Origin of the sequence: Escherichia sp. E14V7, assembly GCF_004212225.1 — a bacterium.
Classification (GTDB): Bacteria; Pseudomonadota; Gammaproteobacteria; order Enterobacterales; family Enterobacteriaceae; genus Escherichia.
In genome coordinates this window covers 156853-177999 of record NZ_RHJJ01000016.1, presented here as the reverse complement: position 1 = coordinate 177999, position 21147 = coordinate 156853, and the positions used below count along the sequence as shown (strand labels likewise).

Genomic DNA, 21147 nt, shown 5'->3' with positions numbered 1-21147 from the left:
ATCACTGAACCGTTGTTGTCATTTGTTTTACAAAAGCAAGGGATTAAATCTCCTCCAATGGACAAAAAAATGAATAATGACAATACCGATTACGTGAGTAATGAATCAGGGACGCTTTCGCGATTATTTAAACTACCGCAACACGGGACAACCGTTCGCACAGAATTGATTGCGGGTATGACCACTTTTTTAACTATGGTGTACATCGTTTTTGTTAACCCACAAATTCTTGGCGCAGCGCAAATGGACCCAAAGGTGGTGTTTGTTACTACCTGTTTGATTGCGGGCATTGGCAGTATTGCGATGGGAGTTTTTGCTAATCTTCCCGTCGCGCTGGCGCCTGCGATGGGGCTGAATGCGTTTTTCGCCTTCGTAGTGGTGGGAGCAATGGGTATCACCTGGCAGACGGGAATGGGCGCTATTTTCTGGGGCGCAATTGGGCTATTTTTGCTGACTCTTTTTCGTATCCGTTACTGGATGATCTCCAACATTCCGTTAAGTTTACGTATTGGTATCACCAGTGGTATCGGGCTATTTATTGCCTTAATGGGATTAAAAAATACCGGTGTTATTGTCGCCAATAAAGACACGCTGGTGATGATTGGTGATTTAAGTTCCCACGGCGTGTTGTTAGGTATTTTAGGGTTTTTTATTATAACCGTGTTGTCATCGCGTAATTTTCATGCGGCGGTGTTGGTTTCTATCGTCGTCACTTCCTGTTGTGGATTATTTTTCGGAGATGTTCATTTCAGCGGAATCTATTCTATTCCACCTGATATTAGCGGTGTTATTGGCGAGGTTGATTTGAGCGGGGCATTATCGCTTGAGCTTGCCGGTATCATTTTCTCCTTTATGCTGATCAACCTATTTGATTCATCAGGAACATTAATTGGTGTAACTGATAAAGCTGGCTTAATAGATAGTAACGGTAAATTCCCTAACATGAATAAGGCGCTATATGTTGATAGCGTGAGTTCGGTGGCTGGCGCGTTTATCGGAACTTCCTCTGTTACCGCCTATATTGAAAGTACTTCTGGCGTGGCGGTCGGCGGTCGCACGGGGCTGACTGCGGTTGTTGTTGGTGTTATGTTCCTGCTGGTTATGTTCTTCTCACCGCTGGTGGCGATGGTTCCACCTTACGCCACCGCCGGGGCCTTAATCTTCGTTGGCGTATTGATGACATCGAGCCTGGCACGCGTTAACTGGGATGATTTTACCGAATCGGTACCCGCATTTATCACCACAGTGATGATGCCCTTTACGTTCTCGATCACTGAAGGGATTGCGCTTGGCTTTATGTCGTACTGCATCATGAAAGTGTGCACCGGGCGCTGGCGCGATCTGAATCTGTGTGTGGTGGTTGTAGCGACATTGTTTGCGCTGAAAATCATCCTGGTGGATTAGTATCTGATAAGTGTTTCCAGATATCATGAGTGCCGGTTACGCAGGAGAACTCATGATCTGGATAATGCTCGCTACGCTGGTGGTGGTGTTTGTGGTTGGTTTTCGGGTGCTGACATCCGGGGCCAGAAAAGCGATTCGCCGCCTCAGCGATCGGCTGAATATTGATGTTGTACCCGTTGAGTCAATGGTCGATCAAATGGGAAAGTCAGCCGGTGACGAATTTTTACGTTATCTGCATCGCCCGGATGAGTCGCACCTGCAAAATGCCGCGCAGGTGTTGCTTATCTGGCAGGTTGTCATTGTCGATGGTAGCGAGCAGAACCTGCTGCAATGGCATCGGATTTTACAAAAAGCCCGCCTTGCCGCGCCGATTACCGATGCTCAGGTCAGGCTGGCGCTGGGTTTTCTGCGCGAAATAGAGCCTGAAATGCAGGAGATTAATGCATTCCAGATGCGCTACAACGCGTTTTTTCAGCCTGCTGAGGGCGTTTACTGGCTGCATTAAAACCGCTTTGCCTGATGCGACGCTGGCGCGTCTTATCAGGCCTACAGACCGAGTACGGATAAGGCGTTCACGCCGCATCCGGCAATCTTTGTCTTGTTCCGTTTCGATCTTACCCCTACCTCATGCAACACTGTAAAAGTTGCAAAAACGTTAAATGCATCACACATTTCAATGTTAGACTGGTCGGCTTTTCCCCTGAAACATGCCACGGGTAACACCATGAGTGAATATATCGAAGAAAACCGCGGCGCGGACGCCATTACCCGACCGAACTGGTCAGCCGTTTTCTCGGTGGCGTTTTGCGTCGCCTGTCTGATTATCGTTGAGTTTTTGCCCGTCAGTTTGTTGACGCCGATGGCGCACGATTTAGGCATTTCGGAAGGGGTTGCCGGGCAATCGGTGACCGTAACCGCTTTTGTGGCGATGTTTGCCAGTTTGTTTATTACCCAGACCATTCAGGCCACTGACCGCCGCTACGTTGTCATTCTGTTCGCCGTTTTGCTGACGCTTTCCTGCTTGCTGGTTTCCTTTGCCAACTCATTCAGTCTGCTGTTAATCGGTCGCGCCTGTCTGGGGCTGGCGCTGGGTGGATTCTGGGCGATGTCGGCGTCGCTGACCATGCGCCTGGTACCGCCTCGTACAGTGCCGAAGGCGCTGTCGGTGATCTTCGGCGCGGTGTCCATTGCGCTGGTAATTGCCGCGCCATTGGGCAGTTTTTTAGGCGAGCTTATCGGTTGGCGCAATGTCTTTAATGCGGCGGCGGTGATGGGCGTGCTGTGTATTATCTGGATTATCAAATCATTGCCTTCGCTGCCTGGCGAACCGTCACATCAGAAACAAAATGCCTTTCGCCTGTTGCAGCGTCCGGGGGTGATGGCCGGGATGATCGCCATCTTTATGTCCTTCGCCGGACAGTTTGCTTTTTTCACTTATATTCGCCCAGTGTATATGAATCTGGCGGGATTCGGCGTTGATGGCTTAACGCTGGTGCTGTTGAGTTTTGGTATCGCCAGTTTTGTTGGTACATCGCTTTCGTCGTTCATTCTCAAACGTTCGGTGAAACTGGCCTTAGCGGGCGCACCGTTTGTGCTCGCCCTGAGCGCGCTGGTACTGACGCTGTGGGGAAGCGATAAAATTGTTGCTACCGGTGTGGCGATTATCTGGGGGCTGACCTTTGCTTTAATTCCTGTTGGCTGGTCAACGTGGATCACTCGCTCATTGGCCGATCAGGCAGAAAAGGCGGGGTCTATTCAGGTGGCCGTTATTCAGCTTGCCAATACCTGCGGTGCGGCAATCGGCGGTTATGCGTTGGATAACATTGGTCTGACTTCGCCGCTGATGTTGTCCGGCACATTGATGTTGCTGACTGCATTGTTAGTTACTGCAAAGGTGAAAATGAAGAAATCCTGATATCAGGTAAAGAAGCGTTGGTCAGTGGTTGTTGCCGTTCTTACATATCCGGGCATTCTACCTTACCCAACGCTTCCCAATAATTGCTCTGATTATTACGTTCCATCGCCACGATGGCCTCGCGTATATGTTGTTTATTGTTTTCATCTGACAACATTAACTTTTCCCACGCTTCATCTGACAACGATGCCTTCGGGGTGCAAATTTTCCGCAAATCCTCTAATACCGTATTTTTCTCTTTTGCGGACTGCAGTGAGCTAAAAGGCGACTCGGCGTATACGATGCCTGGCATAGCGAAAAAAGTGAAAATAAGCAGTAGTGTCGTTGGTTTCATGGATTCAACCTTTTACAAATGTGTATCGAATGAAGCATAAGTGTAGTTTGCTTTCATCGCTCTCATCATGCTGTACGAAACGCGCTTGCGTGGTCAGTAAGAAGTGCCAGACCTTATATTCCACTTTTATTCCTTTTTATTCTTATCGATAGCGTTTCGTTTTTTAAACCGCAGCGACCTTACCGCTATAGTCAGGTAATCGTTAATAAAAGGATAAAAAAATGAAACTGACAACACATCATCTACGGACAGGGGCAGCATTATTTCTGGCGGGGATCCTGCTGGCAGGCTGCGACCAGCAAAATAGCGATGCAAAACACATTAAAGTTGGCGTCATTAACGGTGCCGAACAGGATGTGGCAGAAGTCGCTAAAAAAGTGGCCCAAGAGAAGTATGGCCTTGAAGTTGAATTGGTTGGATTTAGTGGTTCGTTGTTGCCGAACGATGCAACTAATCAGGGTGAACTGGATGCCAATGTCTTCCAGCATCGTCCTTTCCTTGAACAGGATAATCAGGCGCACGGTTACAAACTGGTGGCGGTAGGAAATACCTTTGTCTTCCCCATGGCTGGCTATTCGAAAAAAATTAAAACAGTCGATCAGCTAAAAGAAGGAGCGACAGTAGCGATTCCGAATGATCCGACCAATCTGGGGCGTGCGCTGTTACTGTTGCAAAAAGAGAAACTTATTACCTTAAAAGAGGGGAAAGGTTTACTGCCAACGGCGTTGGATATTACTGAGAATCCACGCCATTTGCAGATAATGGAGCTGGAAGGGGCACAGTTGCCACGTGTACTGGACGACCCGAAAGTGGATGTAGCGATTATCAGCACCACCTACATCCAGCAAACAGGACTTTCTCCGGTGCGCGACAGCGTATTTATTGAAGATAAAAATTCACCGTATGTGAACATTCTGGTGGCGCGGGAAGATAATAAGGATGCAGAAAACGTGAAGGAGTTTCTGCAATCTTATCAGTCACCAGAAGTTGCTAAAGCGGCAGAAACCCTCTTTAACGGTGGCGCGGTGCCTGGCTGGTAATGATCAACCGTACCGCGCCGGACGATTACATTTTTCTGGCGCGGCGGCGGGAATCCATTGAAATCAAAATCACCGATGACAGAATCAGCAGCGTTCCCAGCCAATCTGGTAATGTGAAGGTGATCCCCAGCAACAGCAAAGAGAGCAGTGCGCTACTTAATGGTTCTGCACAACTCAAAATACTGGCTTTCGGCCCGCCAATTAACTGTGCGCCTTTCAGATACAGACTAAAGGTCAGCGAAGTTCCAATTACCACCAGATAGAAAAAAGCCAGAATCAGGCTGCCATTAACCACGAAATTTGTTCCTTGCCCGGCATAAAAGGGCAGCAGGACCAGCCCACCAATGAGCATACTCCAGCCGACGACCGGTAACGTGCCATAGCGGGCAATCAGCGTTGAGGGATAGGTGGTATAGAATGCAGCAGCAAAGGCTGAAGCAACCCCCCAGAACAGCGCAGCAGGAGAGATCGACAACGATGTTGGATTACCGTGGGTGACCAGTAAAAATGTGCCTATCAGGGAGGTCAAAATCGCGGTAAATACCAGAATACCGGGGCGCGATTTTCGTACCAGTGAGAACCAGGCCACGATAATCGTTGGTGATAAAAATTGCAGCACCGTTGCTGTAGCTGCATTGGATTTTTCAATCGTCAGTAAGAAAGTTAGCTGGACGGTCAGGGCGCCAACAATGGAAAAAATAAGCAGGCTGATGGCATCTTTATGATTTTTAACGATTGAGAAGACTTTATCGCCGTGGACAAAAGAGAGCGTCAGCAGAATAAATCCGGCAAATATCAGTCGCGTCATGGTCAGAAACTGCGATGACATCTGACTTTGTTCCATGATGTATTGCGCGCAAACGCCTGAACTTCCCCATAATACGGCGGCAATCAGAACGTTTATCATCCCCTTTCTGGTGGAACCCATTTTTCCCTCTGCATGCTGTTTTGTCGTTTATGTATGCAGGCATGATAGCAAAAATGGTGAGAATGACCCCTTCAGGTAAACCCGTCATTTGATGGGGCGAGCATTTATGAAACGAGTGAAATACTTGTTAAACCGTCAGGTTATGACGTTATCATTTTGTTCTGACAGCGTGCTACTGTTCGCTTTTTAAACGCGAAGAATGTTATGCAAATCCATAAAGTAGTAACCCCCGAGTTTGTGAAGAAGTTTGCCTGCGTCGGCCCCAGCTGCCTGATTTCCTGCTGTCAGGGATGGCAGATACACATCGACAAGAAAACCCATCATACTTACCTCAACGAACAACACCCGAAAATTGCCCTGTTGGCGAAAGAGAATTTATTACGGGTGAGAAATGGTAAAAGCCGCTATTCGATAATCAAACTGGACGCGCAGGGTCAGTGTCCGTTTCTCGATGAAAATAAATTCTGCCTGGTCCATCGCGATCTGGGAGAAAAAGCACTTTCAGAAACCTGTTCTACTTATCCACGTAGCAAAAAGTACTACGCCGATACAACTCGCCATTCGATGGTGCTCTCATGTCCAGAAGTAGCCCGACTGGTATTGTTTGATGCCGACAGCATGTTAGTGCACGAACAGGATGATCTGTTGGCGAAGGCGAAAAACACCTTCACCGCCAGGCAGCCGGTTAATCAGATCCACCAGATTGTGCATCTCTTTGCCTGGCACCTTCTACAGGCGCCATCGTTGAACGTTGAAGAAAACCTGATGGCGCTGGCACAGTTTATGGTTTACCTGCAGCGCATTGAGTTCGATCTGCACAACCATTTTGCGCAGGCTGAACAGTACCATCAGGAGCTATTAAGCGAGCTGGCGGCCGGTATTAGCCTGATGAGTCAATCAACGCCTACGGAGTCGGTGGGATTGAAGGTGCGTGCGCTGACGGTATTGGGGTCGCTTGTCGCGAATAAGAGCAGCAGGGATCGTATTATTGCTGACGCGCATCGAAAGATGGCGGTGTATTTAGACGTGGCAAACAGCCCGGATAAGCAGGCTCTGGCTGATAAGTTTGCTGTCCTGAATAAACAGTGGCAGCAGCTTTGCCAGGATTCTATCCTTAGCGCCCCGCATGTATTGCGCAATTTACTGACCTACAAAATTTACCACTGCCATTTTCCGGATGCTGATTTCTCAACGGTCATGCGCCAGGTTTACCGTTTAATTCTCGACTATTTCTATATTAAGCATTTGTTGAGTCTGACATCGCTGGAAGCAACTCTGGATGAGGCAACGGTACTGAAAATTGTGGCGAGCCTTGCCGAGTCAACCTTGCATTCGTCAACGATAAACCAGCGAATGAATGAAGCGATCGACATGATCAATGCCGGGGACGATCTCTCCTGCCTGCTGTTGATTAGTTAAATTCGCCTGTCGGGGATTGGGTTAAGCGTTTGTCTGACATCTCGCTTCCGCTGTAATAAATATTAAGAACAACTTCGGTAAAGCAGGTTGAATCATGAATAGAAGAAATTATCTGCTATAAACGGTATTACAAGGGATTGGTAAACGTCAGAAGAGGCATTTTGGCGGAAGATCACAGGAGTCGAACCTGCCCGGGACCGCTGGCGGCCCCAACTGGATTTGAAGTCCAGCCGCCTCACCGGAGACGACGATCTTCCGCGCCTCGATTGCTACATGGAGGCGGGGCGCATTATAGCTACTTCCTCGCCTTATCACATCCCCCATCACACTTTTTTCCGCTTCGTTTCGCCTTGCCATGATCCTCTTCACAGAAACTCTCGGCAAATCCATAAGTTACACTTTGGCACAACCGCGCTCCCAGAAAAAAGAAACGTAAGTTGATAACAAAAAATAGCAATATCCGTATTCTTAAGGATGGTTTACGCCGTGCAATGAGCGGGAACGAACATGGTAATTGGATACTCTACTGTTTGTTATTTATTGAAAAAATGCCGGGTACGGCTGTGTCGTACCCGGTGAGATTGATTTTTACTGCACTGGCTCCGTTGACGTAACTTCGCCACTGGAAACGACGCCAGCATTCATGGTTTGGGTTACCTGCTGCTTTTCAGCGTTCACAGCATGGAGTTGCCCGCTAACCGTGGGTTTTAGCGGTGCATCGGCCTGAATATCGCCGCTGGCGGTAAGCTGAATATTGCCGTCTCCAGTCAACGGTAATTCAGGCCATCCCCACTGTTGCAAAATATTCACCGGCACACCGCGTCCATTCAGGCTGATATGAGTCTGGCGCTGCGGCGTTTGTGAAACACTGGCAGTGGCTTCCAGAATGCCTTTCTCGGTAAACGCGCTAAGTTCGCTGATATTCACCGTGCTGCTGTTGGCGGCCAGTGCCAGCGACGGACGGCGAACATCAACACGATTGAACGTCGCGGCGGCGGCATTCAGATTCGCTGTGCCACTCCAGACGCCCCATTGGTGATTGGCAACCAGTGTCAGATTCGCGCCATAGCCATCGAGCGCGGTGAGTTGCCATGGAAAGTCAGGGTCGATATCAATGATCAGGTTGCGGCTGGCGCTAAATCTCTTCAGTTGCAGACTGTTTAACCAGCCGGGTGTTGTTTCCATCCATAACTGTTGCCAGTTTTTTGGCAGGGTATATTCCAGCCCGACAATTGCCGCATCATCGAGGATCAGCGTTTTCCCGTCGCGTTGCCAGTTTCCTGACGTTCTCACCATGCCACCTTCCCAACGGCTGGTAAACTGGCGCAGCGCCACGCCCTGCGGGGAAAATTCTGCGTTCATAATCGGGTCAAACAAATGTAGCGAACCATAAATAAACTCGCTGGCATTCATCGACAGCTTTCCTTCCTGTGTCTGCCAGTCATCTTTACTGAAGGTCATGTTGCGTAAGCTGAGATCGAGATCGGTCACCGCCCAGTCCGGGCCTTGCAGGCGAGCATCTATCACTTCCAGGCGACCAATCTGTAACGAAGGCACAGAGCGCAATGGCGCAAAGAAATCAGTCAGCGATTTTTCGCTTTGCAGACGGATATCCGCCATGCGCAGGTTTTCCACCTGCCAGCTACCGTCGGCGTTACGCTGCGCGTTTCCGGTTAACGTACCGCGCGCGATATCGGCACCCAGATTGGTCAGCGTAACGCGATCGTTATCAATACTGCCTTCAACCAACACATTGGTGGCAGGAACATCATTGAGCGACAGGGAGCCAGCACTGAACTGAATCTGCGCTTTCGTTCCCAACACTTTACCGGCTTCTGGCGACCACGGAATGACGCCGCCATTTACCCGCTGAGCACTTAATTTCCACTCGCTATTTGGGCTATTAAATGCCATATCGCGCAGTTGCAGGCGATCGGCTTTGAACGGTAGCGGGGCGGTCTGGTCGGTGAGATTCAGCGTCCCGTTTTCCAGCAGAATGGAATCGACATGGCGCGGTTCGGTCAGTTGCCGACTACTCAAGGCGATATCAACACTTTTTGCCACCAGGGTAGCGGGCTGTCCATCACGACCAAACGTGACGTTCTCCAGTATGATATGAGACGGCGCGGAAAAGCGGTGATCCATTGCCCCGAAGACCAAATGGTAGTCGCTATTTTCGGAAATCCATGCGCTGATATGCTCCGCACCCCAACGGGTTTGCAGAAGAAAATAGAGGCCAGTTATCACTACGAGTAGCGCGACGAAAATGTAGAGAAGCAGCTTCCCAATAAATTTCATAGTCTTCCATCCCGCGAAATACACATAAGGGAGTTATGCACGATTTACGCGCATTCCTCAAGGCGGGAATGGTGAAAGAGGGTCGCTGCGGCGGTAAAGAAACTTACCGCCGCTAAGTGAATTACGGTTTTTCCGGCGGGAAAATCAGGTTCAGCACAATGGCAGTAATACCGCCAGCGGCAATACCTGAAGAGAGCAGGTTTTTCAGCCAGTCAGGGGCAAATTGCAAAATCAGCGGCTGCTGAGAAACGCCCAGACCGACGGCCAGCGACAGTGCAATAATCAGAATTGCCCGACGGTTCAACGGCTCGCGGGAAACGATGCGTACACCGGATGCGGCGATGGTGCCAAACATCACAAGCGTAGCGCCGCCCAGAACTGGCTCTGGGATGTGTTGCACGAAACCACTCACTGCCGGGAACAGGCCCAGCACGATCAACATCAGCGCCACCACAAAACCGACATAACGGCTGGCAACACCCGTTAACTGAATTACACCGTTGTTCTGTCCGAAGCAGGAGTTCGGGAAGGTGTTAAATACTGCCGAGACAAACGAGTTCAGGCCGTTTGCCAGCACGCCGCCTTTCAGACGTTTCATGTACAGCGGGCCGGAAACCGGCTGTTCGGAAACGTCAGAGGTCGCGGTGATATCGCCAATGGTTTCCAGTGAGGTGATCATAAAGACCAGCATCAGCGGCAGCAGTAGGCTCCATTCAATACCAAGACCGTAATAGAGCGGCGTTGGTACCATAATCAGTTCTTGCGTCATCGGTTCGTTGCTTTCTGGCAACATACCCATAAACCACGCCAGCGCATATCCGGCCGCCATCGCAATCACCAGCGAGGCCACGCGTAAGTAAGGGTTACGTTGGCGGTTAAGCAGGATAATTAAGGCTAAGACCACACCCGCCAGCAGCAGGTTTTTCGGTGCGCCAAAGGTGTTGTCGCTCATGGCCGCATAGCCGCCACCAATGGACGTTAACCCAACCTGAATTAGTGACAGGCCGATAATCATCACCACGATGCCAGAAACCAGCGGCGTAATAATGCGGCGCGCCAGATGCAGAACTCGAGAGATCACCATCTCCGTGCAGCTTGCTAACATCAGCGTACCGAACAGTGCCGCCATCATGGTGGGAACATCAGCACCACCGGTCTTCAGCGCCGTGCCGCCCATAATCAGCGGGGCAACAAAGTTGAAGCTGGTACCCTGAATCGACAACAACCCGGAACCTACCGGCCCCCAGGCTTTAATCTGAATAATCGATGCCACACCGGAGGCAAACAGCGACATACTAATAATGTGTTGTGTGTCCTGTGCCGGTAAACCTAGCGCCTGGCAGATGAGAAGCGCAGGGGTGATAACCGCGACAAACATCGCCAGCAGGTGCTGACAGGCGGCAAACAGAGTTTGAGCAAGCGGTGGACGATCTTCAAGACGATAAATCAGTTCGCTGTTTTGAGTCTGCGCAACCGGTTGCGCATTTTCTGACTCGAGGGTGGAAACAGACATCGAAAACAATCCCGTGGTAGCAAAGCGGGCATTTTAGCTGACCGAAGGGCAAAAGCAAACGTTTGCCATGCATTCTTCTAAATATTTAAATGCGATAAATGCACTTTTTTATATAACTTTTGGTTGTTTTCTGCTTAAAATCCATGCCATTTTTTTATTTTCAGCTAAGAATTCGAACCGGGAAAGCATGACTCGAAACTCGTCATACTGCACCTTACAGTACATGTGCGATGCAGTATGACGAGTATGAAAGAGTGGTGCGGATACAAAGGAGCTATCTATGTTTCATCTCGACACTTTAGCAACGCTTGTTGCAGCAACGCTGACGTTGCTGCTCGGGCGCAAATTAGTTCACTCTGTCTCCTTTTTGAAGAAATACACCATACCGGAACCTGTTGCGGGTGGTTTGCTGGTGGCGCTGGCGCTGCTGGTGCTGAAAAAAACCATGGGCTGGGAAGTCAACTTTGATATGTCGCTGCGCGATCCGTTGATGCTGGCTTTCTTTGCCACCATCGGCCTGAACGCCAACATTGCCAGCTTACGTGCCGGTGGCCGTGTGGTGGGTATTTTCCTGATTGTGGTTGTTGGTCTGTTGGTGATGCAAAACGCCATCGGTATTGGTATGGCCAGTCTGTTAGGTCTTGATCCGCTGATGGGGCTGTTAGCAGGGTCTATTACGCTTTCTGGCGGTCATGGGACTGGCGCGGCGTGGAGTAAATTGTTCATTGAACGTTACGGCTTTACTAATGCGACGGAAGTCGCAATGGCCTGTGCAACGTTCGGTCTGGTGCTGGGCGGGCTGATTGGTGGCCCGGTGGCGCGTTATCTGGTGAAACACTCCACTACACCGAACGGTATTCCGGATGACCAGGAAGTCCCGACGGCGTTCGAAAAGCCAGATGTAGGGCGCATGATCACCTCGCTGGTGCTGATTGAAACTATCGCGCTAATTGCTATCTGCCTGACGGTGGGGAAAATTGTTGCGCAACTTTTGGCTGGCACTGCTTTTGAATTACCAACCTTCGTTTGTGTGCTGTTTGTAGGCGTGATTCTGAGCAACGGTCTGTCAATGATGGGCTTTTATCGCGTCTTTGAACGTGCGGTATCGGTGCTGGGTAACGTAAGTCTGTCGTTGTTCCTGGCGATGGCGCTGATGGGCCTGAAGCTGTGGGAGCTGGCTTCGCTGGCGCTGCCGATGCTGGCGATTCTGGTGGTACAGACCATCTTCATGGCGTTGTATGCAATCTTCGTCACCTGGCGCATGATGGGCAAAAACTACGATGCGGCGGTGCTGGCTGCGGGTCACTGTGGCTTTGGTCTTGGTGCAACACCAACGGCAATCGCCAACATGCAGGCGATTACTGAACGCTTTGGCCCGTCGCACATGGCGTTCCTGGTAGTGCCGATGGTCGGTGCGTTCTTTATCGATATCGTTAACGCCCTGGTGATTAAGCTGTATTTGATGTTGCCGATTTTTGCGGGGTAACCGATGAAGCGGCGGTGTAAGCGCCGCTTCAACAAAGACAAATGCCTGATGAGCTTCGCTTATCAGGCCTACATATTGATTCACAATTTATTGAGTTCGTAAGTTTCTGTAGGCCGGATAAGGCGCTCACGCCGCATCCGGCAGGAAGGTAGATCAACCTGAAACGGCGGTCTTCTCACCGCCGCCTTTTACGCATTCGAGTAACGTTCAGTCTCCGGCATCCAGCGCTCTATCAGGGCTTTTGCCTGCTGTGGGTAACGTTCGTGAATATGTCGCGCCAGGCGCTGAACTTCCGGGATCATCGCCTGATCGCGCAGTAAATCCGCCACTTTAAATTCGGCATTACCCGTCTGACGTGTGCCTAACAGTTCACCCGGTCCACGTATCTCCAAATCTTTCTGCGCAATCACAAAACCGTCGTTGCTGTCGCGCAGTACTTGCAAGCGGATTTGCGCCGTTTTGGAGAGCGGTGTTTTGTAGAGCAGGACACAGTGAGAAGCCACCGCGCCACGACCTACACGCCCGCGAAGCTGGTGTAACTGCGCCAGACCGAGACGCTCCGGGTTTTCGATAATCATCAGACTGGCGTTAGGCACATCAACGCCGACTTCAATAACAGTAGTGGCAACCAGCAGGTGTAGCTCACCTTGTTTAAACGATGCCATCACCGCCTGTTTCTCGGCTGGTTTCATCCGCCCGTGCACCAGACCGACATTCAACTCTGGTAGCGCCAGTTTCAACTCTTCCCACGTGGCTTCCGCCGCCTGCGCTTCCAGTAATTCCGATTCTTCAATCAACGTACAAACCCAGTACGCCTGACGGCCTTCCGTTATGCAGGCGTGGCGCACGCGGTCGATAATATCGTTACGGCGCGTATCAGGAATTGCCACTGTCGTCACTGGGGTACGTCCTGGCGGCAGTTCATCAATGACCGAGGTGTCGAGATCGGCATACGCGGTCATTGCCAGTGTGCGGGGGATCGGCGTGGCGGTCATGATCAACTGATGTGGATGGAAGCCCTGTTGCTGGCCTTTCTCCCACAATGCCAGACGCTGATGCACGCCAAAGCGATGCTGTTCGTCGATAATCACCAGCGCCAGGCCGTTAAACTGCACCTGTTCCTGGAAAATGGCATGAGTGCCAACAATCATCTGCACCTGACCGCTGGCGATGGCTTCTTGCTGAGCCAGTCGCGCTTTACCTTTCTGCTTACCGGCGAGCCAGCCCACTTCGATACCGAGCGGTTCAAACCAGTTGCGGAAGTTATTGGCGTGCTGCTCGGCAAGTAATTCGGTTGGTGCCATCAGCGCCACCTGTTTGCCGTGCGCAATCGCACGCAGCGCGGCGAGGGCGGCGACCAGCGTTTTACCGGAACCTACATCGCCCTGTACCAGACGCATCATCGGCACATCCAGCGCCATATCGCGCTCGATCTCCGCCACTACGCGTGCCTGTGCGCCCGTTGGCTTGAACGGTAAGGCGGCGAGGAGTTTATTTTTCAGCGCGTCATTGGCGCTAAGCGGCTGGGCATGGAAACGTTGCGCTCCGGCGCGTAACGCCAGCATGCTAAGGTTGTGCGCCAGCAGTTCTTCCAGAATCAGACGACGTTGCGCCGGATGCTGCCCGGTTTCCAGATCGCTAAGTTGCAGCGTTGGCGGTGGGCGATGCAGAGTGCGCAACGCTTCCGGTAACGTCATCATTCCTTGTGACAGTTCCGGCGGCAGGAGTTCTTCAATGGCGCAGGTGTCGAGTAGATCCAGCGCCTGATCGGTTAATTTACGCAGCGTCGCCTGCTTTACGCCTTCCGTTGTTGGGTAAACCGGCGTGAGCGTTTCCTGCAACTCTGGCGTACTGAGATCGCCCTGCACGCGGTATTCCGGGTGGATCATCTCCGCGCCATATTTGCCGCGCTTTGCTTCGCCATAGGCCAGCACGCGGCGGCCCGTCGCCAGGCTATTTTTCATCGCCGCGCTGAAATTGAAAAAGCGCATGGTGAGAATGCCGGAACCGTCGCTAATCTGGCAGGTCATCATTCGCCGACCGCCGAAGGAGATATTGCAGTTCAGCACTTCGCCTTCCACCGTGGCATAAACGCCCGGCAGTAGCTCACCGATGGGGTAGAGATGGGTGCGATCTTCGTAGCGCAGGGGAAGGTGTAAGAGTAAATCCTGCACGGTATGCAGATTGATTTTCGCCAGTTTGTTACTTTGCGCTGCGCCCACGCCCGTTAGGGAACTGAGCGGGACAGCATCTAACAGGCGACCTTTCATGGCGCTTACCCTGCGGCCTGCATAGTGGCCCACCAGTCGGCATCGGCTTCAATTTCGCCTTGCTGATTGACGTGGGGGTAAGGCAGACCTTTGCGTTTTGCGACTTTCGCCAGCACCGGATAGCCGCCTTCAAACAACAAACGTTGTTGCTCTGCTTCCGGCAACATACTGTTTTCACGCAGGTACATGCCTGCGTTTTGCCGCTGGCGCTGGGCTTCGTAAAGAATGAGGGCTGAGGCAACGGAAACATTCAGCGACTGCACCATGCCGATCATCGGAATGATGATGTCCTGATCCGCCAGGGCTAATGCTTCCTGAGTGATGCCCGTTTTCTCCTGACCCATCAAAATACAGGTCGGGCGGGTGTAATCAATTTCGCGGAAATCGACAGCGCTATCAGAAAGATGGGTTGCCAGAATCTGCATGCCCTGGCCTTTCAGATGGGCGACGGCATCGCCAATGGTACGATGCGTTTTCACCTGTACCCAACTGTTGCTGCCAGCCGCAGCTGAAGCCATAGTGCGCATCCGGCTGCCAGGCCAGACGGCGTGGACTTCGTGTACGCCAACGGCATCTGCAGTACGAATAATCGCAGAAACGTTATGGGGTTTGTGGACCTGCTCCATGCAGACGGTCAGATCAGGCTGCCGCCTGGCGAGCATTTCGCAGATACGTGCATAACGTGTTGGGTTCATAAAACATTAATTTCGGTTTCGGGTGACTTTAATCACGTCTGGCATCACGCGGATTTTGCGCATGATATTCGCCAGATGCACACGGTCACGGGCGGTCAGACGAATAAAGGCGCTGTAGACGCGACCATCCTTTTCTTCTGTATTCAAACTTTGAATATTGGAGTTGGTCGTATTGATCGCTGCCGTCAGGTTTGCCAGCGCGCCCTGATGATTGAACATCTCCACCTTGATTTCGGTGATGAACTCTTGCGCCGTCTCTTTATCCCATTCCACAGCCATAAATTTCTCTGGCTCTTTCTGGTAGCCACGGATGTTACGACAGGATTCATGGTGGATCACCAGACCTTTACCGGGGCTGACGTGAGCGATAATTGGATCGCCAGGAATAGGACGGCAGCATTTCGCAAAGGTGATCAGAACGCCATCGGCACCTTTAATTGGCAGATGTCCGTGACTTTGGGTCGCCGGAGGAATGGAAGCGTCTCCATGTTGCAGATTTTTCGCGACCACCACGCTCATCGCGTTGCCAAGGCCGATTTCAGCCAGCAGATCGTCAAGCGTTGCCAGCTTCATGCGGTCCAGTTCGCGCTGAATATTTTCCTGCGGGATTTCATTGAGCTTACGGCTACCACCCAACGCATGGTTGAGCAGACGGCGGCCCAGGCTTACAGAATCATCACGCTTGAGGTTTTTCAGCAACTGACGAATTTTGGCGCGCGCTTTCGAGCTGACGACAAAGTTCAGCCATGCGGCATTCGGGCGAGCGCCCGGTGCGGTAATGATTTCAACGGTTTGACCACTGGTAAGCGGCTGCGACAGCGGATAAGGCTGACGGTCGACGCGCGCGCCCACGCAGGCATGACCGATATCGGTATGCACCGCATAAGCGAAGTCGACGGGCGTTGCACCGGCAGGCAGTTCGACAATGCGCCCTTCCGGTGTGAAAACGTAAATCTCATCCGGGAAGAGATCGGATTTAACGCTCTCGATAAATTCGAACGAGCTACCGGCGCTCTGTTGCAGCTCCAGCAGGCTTTGCATCCAGCGCTGGGCGCGGATCTGCGCGGTAGTGCTGGTTTCGCCGTGCTCTTTATAAGCCCAGTGTGCGGCAACACCCATCTCCGCCATCTGATCCATATCTTCGGTGCGGATCTGGACCTCAACCGGCACGCCGTGCGGGCCAATCATCGAGGTGTGCAAAGATTGATAGCCGTTCGCTTTGGGAATGGCGATGTAGTCTTTCACGCGACCCGGACGCGGCTTGTACAGGCTATGCATTTGCCCGAGCACGCGATAACAGGTGTCGGAATCATTGACGATCACGCGGAAGGCGTAGATGTCCATAATCGAGTGAAAACGCTGCTCTTTGAGCACCATTTTGCAGTAGATCGAATAAAGATGCTTTTCGCGACCACTGACGCGGCACGGTATTCCCGCTTCCTGCAAACGCCCTTCGATTTCCGAGAGGATTTTTTGGATCATCTCTTTACGGTTGCCGCGCGCGGCCTTCACCACTTCTTTGATTACGCGATAACGGTTGGGATACAGCGCTTCAAAACCCAGCTCTTCGAGTTCGGTTTTAATGTGGTGGATACCTAAACGGTGCGCCAGCGGGCTGTAGATTTCGAGAGTTTCACGGGCGATGCGGCGACGTTTGTCCGGGCGAAGTGAGCCCAGCGTGCGCATGTTGTGGGTACGGTCTGCGAGTTTGATGAGAATGACGCGGATATCCTGCACCATCGCCATAATCATCTTGCGAAAGTTTTCGGCCTGCGCCTCTTTCTTATCGCGGAACTTGAGCTTATCAAGCTTTGATACTCCCTCTACTAGTTCGGCGACGCTTTTACCAAAAAGCTGTTCCATGTCCTGGTAGGTGGCGGGAGTATCTTCAATCACGTCATGCAGCAGCGCTGCCATTAGCGTTTCATAGTCGAGTTTCATCTCGGCCAGAATGCAGGCAACCGCGACCGGGTGCGTGATATAGGGTTCACCGCTTGAACGTGTTTGCCCCTCGTGAGCATCACGTGCAACGAGATACGCCTGCCGCAGACGTTTGATTTGGTCTTCCGGCAGGTAGTTTTGAATCAGTTGATTCAGGCTTTCAAACAGATACAAGGGCGACCCGCTTTGTGATTAACGACGACCTTCAGCAATAGCGGTAACGGCTTGTAATTCAGCGGCTTCCTGCTCTTGCTGTTCCTGGCGTTCGCGCACGTCGAGGATCTGGTTGTTGATCAGACCTTCTTCGATTTCGCGCAACGCGATTACTGTGGTTTTATCGTTTTCTTCCGGTACCAGCGGATCCTTTCCGCCTACCTGCATCTGACGAGCGCGACGCGCGGCGACCAGTACCAGGTCAAAACGGTTACCAATTTTCTCTACAGCGTCCTGAACAGTTACGCGTGCCATACTTAAAAAGCTCCACAGGTGAAGAAATGACTGGGCATGATACTGAAAGAAGGTTCAGTCTGCCAACAATTTGCTGATTAAAGCGTCATGACGCTGCTTTTGGCGGCTCATGCGCAAGCGTTCGGCGCGAATGATAGTCTTTAGATCACCCAGAGCGGTGTCGAAATCATCATTCACTATTAAATAATCATATTCGGCGTAATGGCTCATTTCTGCAACTGCTTGCGCCATACGCTTTGCAATGACCTCTTCGCTGTCCTGACCTCGACCCCGTAAACGGCGGTCTAACTCAATTTTTGACGGCGGTAGAATAAAGATACTCCGCGCATGCGGCATTTTCTGGCGAATTTGCTGTGCGCCCTGCCAGTCAATATCCAGAAAAACATCCACGCCGCTCGCCAGTACTTGCTCAATGGCCTCGCGTGAAGTGCCATAGTAATTACCGAACACTTCCGCGTGCTCAAGGAATGCATCTCTGCTAATCATCTCTTTAAATTCATCATGATTAACAAAGAAGTAGTGTTCGCCATGTACTTCACCCGGACGCGGTGCGCGCGTGGTGTGTGAAACAGAAACCTGAGTGTCGTACAACGGTTGGGTTTTTAATAAAGCCTGAATCAGGCTGGATTTACCCGCGCCACTGGGGGCAGAAACAATATAAAGCGTGCCTTGAGCCATGAGTATCTTTCGTATGTGATTAAGCGAAATAAAGCCTACATACGGGCTTATTATACACGGCGCGGCCATGTGACGTAGCCCTTGCTCACACTTTTTGCGCAAAGTTGTTGCGTTTTGCGTACCTGTTTCCGCAATTCCCGGTCATTTACTGCAACAAGAACGATTCTCTGGAAGCGTCCTCGTAGACTCCGTTTTTGCCACTCGGCTTTGCATTCATCTCGTTGTATATCTGCCCGCCTGACTACAGCGGAGGTGACGATGAAAGTATGGATTGCAGTGTTAATGAGTATTTTGTGCTGGCAATCATCAGCGAAGGCGGTCTGTCCGGCCTGGTCGCCAGCCAGAGCGCATGAAGAAATCTCCCGCCTACAACAGCAAGTAAAACAGTGGGACGATGATTACTGGAAAAAAGGGAAAAGTGACGTGGAAGATGGGGTTTACGATCAGTTAAGCGCCCGCCTTGCACAGTGGCAACGCTGTTTTGGCGAAGAGACGCATCGCGACGCTATGATGCCGCCTTTAAACGGTGCGGTTATGCATCCTGTTGCCCATACGGGTGTACGCAAAATGGCGGATAAAAACGCATTAAGTCTGTGGATGCGCGAACGTAGCGATCTATGGGTGCAGCCAAAAGTTGATGGCGTTGCGGTAACACTGGTCTACCGTGATGGAAAACTGATTAAAGCGATCAGTCGTGGCAATGGGCTTAAAGGTGAGGACTGGACGCAGAAAATACGCTTGATTCCTTCTGTTCCGCAATCTGTTAGCGGAGCTTTGGCCAACAGCACCCTGCAGGGTGAGATATTTCTCCAGCGTGAGGGGCATATCCAACAACAAATGGGAGGAATGAATGCCCGTTCAAAGGTCGCTGGCATTTTGATGCGCCAGGACAATAGCGACACGCTGCATTCACTGGGCGTGTTTATCTGGGCATGGCCGGATGGACCACAGTTGATGGCCGAGCGATTACAGCAGCTTGCTACTGCGGGCTTTACTTTGACGCAGAAGTATACCCTTGCGGTGAAAAGCGCAGACGAGGTTGAGCGAGCACGTAATGAGTGGTGGAAAGCGAAATTGCCCTTCGTCACCGATGGCGTGGTGGTGCGAGCGGCTAAGGAACCCGAATCCCGTCATTGGCTACCGGGTCAGGCGGACTGGCTGATAGCGTGGAAATATCAGCCTGTGGCCCAGGTTACTGAAGTAAACGCGATACAGTTTGCTGTCGGTAAGAGCGGAAAAATCTCGGTGGTGGCATCACTCGCGCCTGTCATGCTGGATGATAAAAAAGTTCAGCGGGTGAACATTGGTTCCGTCAGACGTTGGCAGGAGTGGGACATTGCACCTGGCGATCAAATCCTTGTGAGTCTTGCCGGTCAGGGTATTCCACGCATTGATGAAGTGGTCTGGCGCGGTGCAGAACGCACAAAACCGACGCCGCCAGAAAACCGTTTTAACGCGTTGACATGCTACTTCGCTTCTGATGTTTGTCAGGAACAATTCATATCGCGATTAGTTTGGCTGGGATCAAAACAGGTTTTGGGGCTGGAGGGCATCGGTGAATCTGGCTGGCGCTCGCTACATCAGACGCATCGCTTTGAGCATATTTTTTCCTGGCTTTCATTAACGCCAGAGCAATTGCAGCACACGCCGGGGATCGCGAAGAGTAAAGGTGAGCAGTTATGGCATCAGTTTAACCTGGCACGTCAGCAGCCTTTTACTCGCTGGGTGATGGCAATGGGAATACCGTTAACCCAAACGGCGCTTAATGCCAACGACTTCAGCTCCTGGGCGCAACTTTTGCAGAGAAGCGAACAGTATTGGAAGCAACTACCGGGGACAGGGCTGCGTCGCGCAAGTCAGGTTATGGAATGGAAGAATAATGCGCAAATCAAGATGCTGGGCAACTGGCTGGCTGCCCAGCAGATCACAGGTTTTGTGCCTTAGTGGCCTTCGTGGCTGTAATAAAAAACCGGTAATCCCAGTTTAAGACGCAGCGCCAGCAAGCGAGCGAAAAAGCCGAATACCAGGGTGGAAATAATCACCACATCATGGTTGGAAACATAGTGTTGCAGTGCGATATACAGCACGGCGGAAGCAAAAGAAACCCCGGCGTACAACTCTTTCTGGAATACCAGTGGGATGCGTTTACAGAACATATCGCGCAAAACGCCGCCAAACACGCCAGTCGTCACAGCCGCGACAACGGCAATGATCGGGCCGTGTCCCATATCCAGCGCGACCTGTGCGCCAATGATAGAAAAAACCACCAGTCCGAGTGCATCGAGGACCAGAAAGACTTTACGCAGGTAAGGCATCACGGGAGCAACGATGGTGGTGAACACGGCGGCGGTGGCGACGATAATCACATACTCCGGGTGTTTGACCCAGCCAAGCGGATAGTGGCCCAGCAGAATATCACGTACTGATCCTCCGCCAATTGCGGTGGCGGTAGCAATGATAATTACGCCAAATGTATCCATGCGCCGCCGTCCGGCCGCCAGCGCCCCTGTCATGGCTTCGGCAGTAATGCCAACCAAATACAAAATGTGTAACAGCATGGTTCTCTCCCTAAAAATCTGCCTGGCAGGGTAGCGATTTGTGTGCATTGTCACGATTGAGATTTTTTAAGGAGAGAATGGATTGATAACTTGTAGTTATGTGAAATTGCTATTTTCTGTAGTAAGAATGCATTTTTCTGATTTTGTGATAAGTAAAATGCATTAGAAAAAGTATGGAGTAAATAAATATGAGGACGAAA

General features: G+C 51.4%; 16 protein-coding genes, 1 tRNA gene and 1 pseudogene. 7 read left to right on the top strand and 11 right to left on the bottom strand.

The window, feature by feature from the left end; all coding sequences use genetic code 11:
* Positions 1-69: 69 nt before the first annotated feature.
* The 3 genes from adeQ (at position 70) to nepI (ending at position 3319) form a co-directional block, all read left to right on the top strand.
* Complete coding sequence (gene adeQ / locus D9741_RS18840; RefSeq protein WP_130215132.1) at positions 70-1404, top strand: adenine permease AdeQ; 1335 nt, start codon at positions 70-72, stop codon at positions 1402-1404.
* 52 nt (positions 1405-1456) lie between these two features.
* Positions 1457-1909, top strand: coding sequence for a DUF1198 family protein (locus D9741_RS18835; protein ID WP_130206763.1), 453 nt, complete (start codon positions 1457-1459; stop codon positions 1907-1909).
* A gap of 219 nt (positions 1910-2128) precedes the next feature.
* Positions 2129-3319 carry a purine ribonucleoside efflux pump NepI gene (nepI, locus tag D9741_RS18830; RefSeq protein ID WP_130215134.1) on the top strand — a complete coding sequence of 397 codons (1191 nt, stop codon included), beginning with the start codon at positions 2129-2131 and terminating at the stop codon, positions 3317-3319.
* Positions 3320-3359: 40 nt separating this feature from the next.
* On the opposite strand, the gene yicS is transcribed toward nepI, so the two are convergent.
* The gene (gene yicS, locus D9741_RS18825; RefSeq protein WP_064526021.1) at positions 3360-3653 is read right to left on the bottom strand and encodes a protein YicS; all 294 of its coding nucleotides are present in this window, start codon (positions 3651-3653) and stop codon (positions 3360-3362) included.
* A 221-nt stretch (positions 3654-3874) separates the two neighbouring features.
* Between yicS and nlpA the strand changes: the two genes are divergently transcribed.
* Positions 3875-4693 carry a lipoprotein NlpA gene (nlpA, locus tag D9741_RS18820; RefSeq protein ID WP_130215136.1) on the top strand — a complete coding sequence of 273 codons (819 nt, stop codon included), beginning with the start codon at positions 3875-3877 and terminating at the stop codon, positions 4691-4693.
* Between the two features lie 3 nt (positions 4694-4696).
* Here nlpA and D9741_RS18815 read toward each other — a convergent pair.
* Positions 4697-5621, bottom strand: a pseudogene (locus tag D9741_RS18815) (carboxylate/amino acid/amine transporter).
* 204 nt (positions 5622-5825) lie between these two features.
* Between D9741_RS18815 and fliB the strand changes: the two are divergent.
* On the top strand, positions 5826-7040 hold the full coding sequence (fliB, locus tag D9741_RS18810; RefSeq protein WP_130215140.1) for a flagellin lysine-N-methylase: 1215 nt from the start codon (positions 5826-5828) through the stop codon (positions 7038-7040).
* Between the two features lie 162 nt (positions 7041-7202).
* Here the strand turns inward: fliB and D9741_RS18805 are convergent.
* The 3 genes from D9741_RS18805 to xanP form a co-directional block, all read right to left on the bottom strand.
* Positions 7203-7297 (bottom strand) — tRNA-Sec (locus D9741_RS18805).
* A gap of 331 nt (positions 7298-7628) precedes the next feature.
* Positions 7629-9338 carry an AsmA family protein gene (locus D9741_RS18800; protein WP_130215142.1) on the bottom strand — a complete coding sequence of 570 codons (1710 nt, stop codon included), beginning with the start codon at positions 9336-9338 and terminating at the stop codon, positions 7629-7631.
* Between the two features lie 121 nt (positions 9339-9459).
* The gene (gene xanP / locus D9741_RS18795) at positions 9460-10851 is read right to left on the bottom strand and encodes a xanthine/proton symporter XanP (RefSeq protein WP_130215144.1); all 1392 of its coding nucleotides are present in this window, start codon (positions 10849-10851) and stop codon (positions 9460-9462) included.
* 280 nt (positions 10852-11131) lie between these two features.
* On the opposite strand from xanP, the gene gltS reads away from it, so the two are divergent.
* The gene (gene gltS / locus D9741_RS18790) at positions 11132-12337 is read left to right on the top strand and encodes a sodium/glutamate symporter (RefSeq protein WP_064526038.1); all 1206 of its coding nucleotides are present in this window, start codon (positions 11132-11134) and stop codon (positions 12335-12337) included.
* A 188-nt stretch (positions 12338-12525) separates the two neighbouring features.
* On the opposite strand, the gene recG is transcribed toward gltS, so the two are convergent.
* Genes recG through gmk form a run of 5 tightly spaced genes read right to left on the bottom strand, consistent with a single transcriptional unit; the run spans position 12526 to position 18389 of the window.
* Positions 12526-14607, bottom strand: a complete 2082-nt coding sequence (gene recG / locus D9741_RS18785) for an ATP-dependent DNA helicase RecG (protein WP_130215146.1) — start codon at positions 14605-14607, stop codon at positions 12526-12528.
* A gap of 5 nt (positions 14608-14612) precedes the next feature.
* The gene (trmH, locus tag D9741_RS18780) at positions 14613-15302 is read right to left on the bottom strand and encodes a tRNA (guanosine(18)-2'-O)-methyltransferase TrmH (protein WP_130215148.1); all 690 of its coding nucleotides are present in this window, start codon (positions 15300-15302) and stop codon (positions 14613-14615) included.
* A gap of 6 nt (positions 15303-15308) precedes the next feature.
* Positions 15309-17417 (bottom strand): bifunctional GTP diphosphokinase/guanosine-3',5'-bis pyrophosphate 3'-pyrophosphohydrolase, encoded by a 2109-nt coding sequence (gene spoT, locus D9741_RS18775; RefSeq protein WP_130215150.1) that lies wholly within the window; start codon positions 17415-17417, stop codon positions 15309-15311.
* Between the two features lie 18 nt (positions 17418-17435).
* On the bottom strand, positions 17436-17711 hold the full coding sequence (rpoZ, locus tag D9741_RS18770) for a DNA-directed RNA polymerase subunit omega (RefSeq protein WP_000135058.1): 276 nt from the start codon (positions 17709-17711) through the stop codon (positions 17436-17438).
* A gap of 54 nt (positions 17712-17765) precedes the next feature.
* Positions 17766-18389, bottom strand: a complete 624-nt coding sequence (gene gmk / locus D9741_RS18765) for a guanylate kinase (protein ID WP_010344504.1) — start codon at positions 18387-18389, stop codon at positions 17766-17768.
* Between the two features lie 258 nt (positions 18390-18647).
* Here gmk and ligB point away from each other — a divergent pair, with 258 nt between their 5' ends.
* Complete coding sequence (gene ligB / locus D9741_RS18760; RefSeq protein ID WP_130215152.1) at positions 18648-20333, top strand: NAD-dependent DNA ligase LigB; 1686 nt, start codon at positions 18648-18650, stop codon at positions 20331-20333.
* Here ligB and D9741_RS18755 read toward each other — a convergent pair.
* A complete protein-coding gene (locus D9741_RS18755) occupies positions 20330-20947 on the bottom strand; it encodes a trimeric intracellular cation channel family protein (protein WP_064526048.1) in 618 nt (205 codons plus the stop codon). The genes ligB and D9741_RS18755 overlap by 4 nt on opposite strands.
* Positions 20948-21147: the final 200 nt, after the last annotated feature.

Bases quoted from the DNA above. Each gene is read 5' to 3' on its own strand.
- yicS (WP_064526021.1), bottom strand. From the start codon at position 3,653: ATGAAACCAACGACACTACTGCTTATTTTCACTTTTTTCGCTATGCCA.
- rpoZ (WP_000135058.1), bottom strand. From the start codon at position 17,711: ATGGCACGCGTAACTGTTCAGGACGCTGTAGAGAAAATTGGTAACCGT.
- gmk (WP_010344504.1), bottom strand. From the start codon at position 18,389: ATGGCTCAAGGCACGCTTTATATTGTTTCTGCCCCCAGTGGCGCGGGT.
- adeQ (WP_130215132.1), top strand. From the start codon at position 70: ATGAATAATGACAATACCGATTACGTGAGTAATGAATCAGGGACGCTT.
- nlpA (WP_130215136.1), top strand. From the start codon at position 3,875: ATGAAACTGACAACACATCATCTACGGACAGGGGCAGCATTATTTCTG.
- D9741_RS18800 (WP_130215142.1), bottom strand. From the start codon at position 9,338: ATGAAATTTATTGGGAAGCTGCTTCTCTACATTTTCGTCGCGCTACTC.
- recG (WP_130215146.1), bottom strand. From the start codon at position 14,607: ATGAAAGGTCGCCTGTTAGATGCTGTCCCGCTCAGTTCCCTAACGGGC.
- D9741_RS18755 (WP_064526048.1), bottom strand. From the start codon at position 20,947: ATGCTGTTACACATTTTGTATTTGGTTGGCATTACTGCCGAAGCCATG.
- D9741_RS18835 (WP_130206763.1), top strand. From the start codon at position 1,457: ATGATCTGGATAATGCTCGCTACGCTGGTGGTGGTGTTTGTGGTTGGT.
- fliB (WP_130215140.1), top strand. From the start codon at position 5,826: ATGCAAATCCATAAAGTAGTAACCCCCGAGTTTGTGAAGAAGTTTGCC.
- trmH (WP_130215148.1), bottom strand. From the start codon at position 15,302: ATGAACCCAACACGTTATGCACGTATCTGCGAAATGCTCGCCAGGCGG.
- xanP (WP_130215144.1), bottom strand. From the start codon at position 10,851: ATGTCTGTTTCCACCCTCGAGTCAGAAAATGCGCAACCGGTTGCGCAG.
- gltS (WP_064526038.1), top strand. From the start codon at position 11,132: ATGTTTCATCTCGACACTTTAGCAACGCTTGTTGCAGCAACGCTGACG.
- ligB (WP_130215152.1), top strand. From the start codon at position 18,648: ATGAAAGTATGGATTGCAGTGTTAATGAGTATTTTGTGCTGGCAATCA.
- nepI (WP_130215134.1), top strand. From the start codon at position 2,129: ATGAGTGAATATATCGAAGAAAACCGCGGCGCGGACGCCATTACCCGA.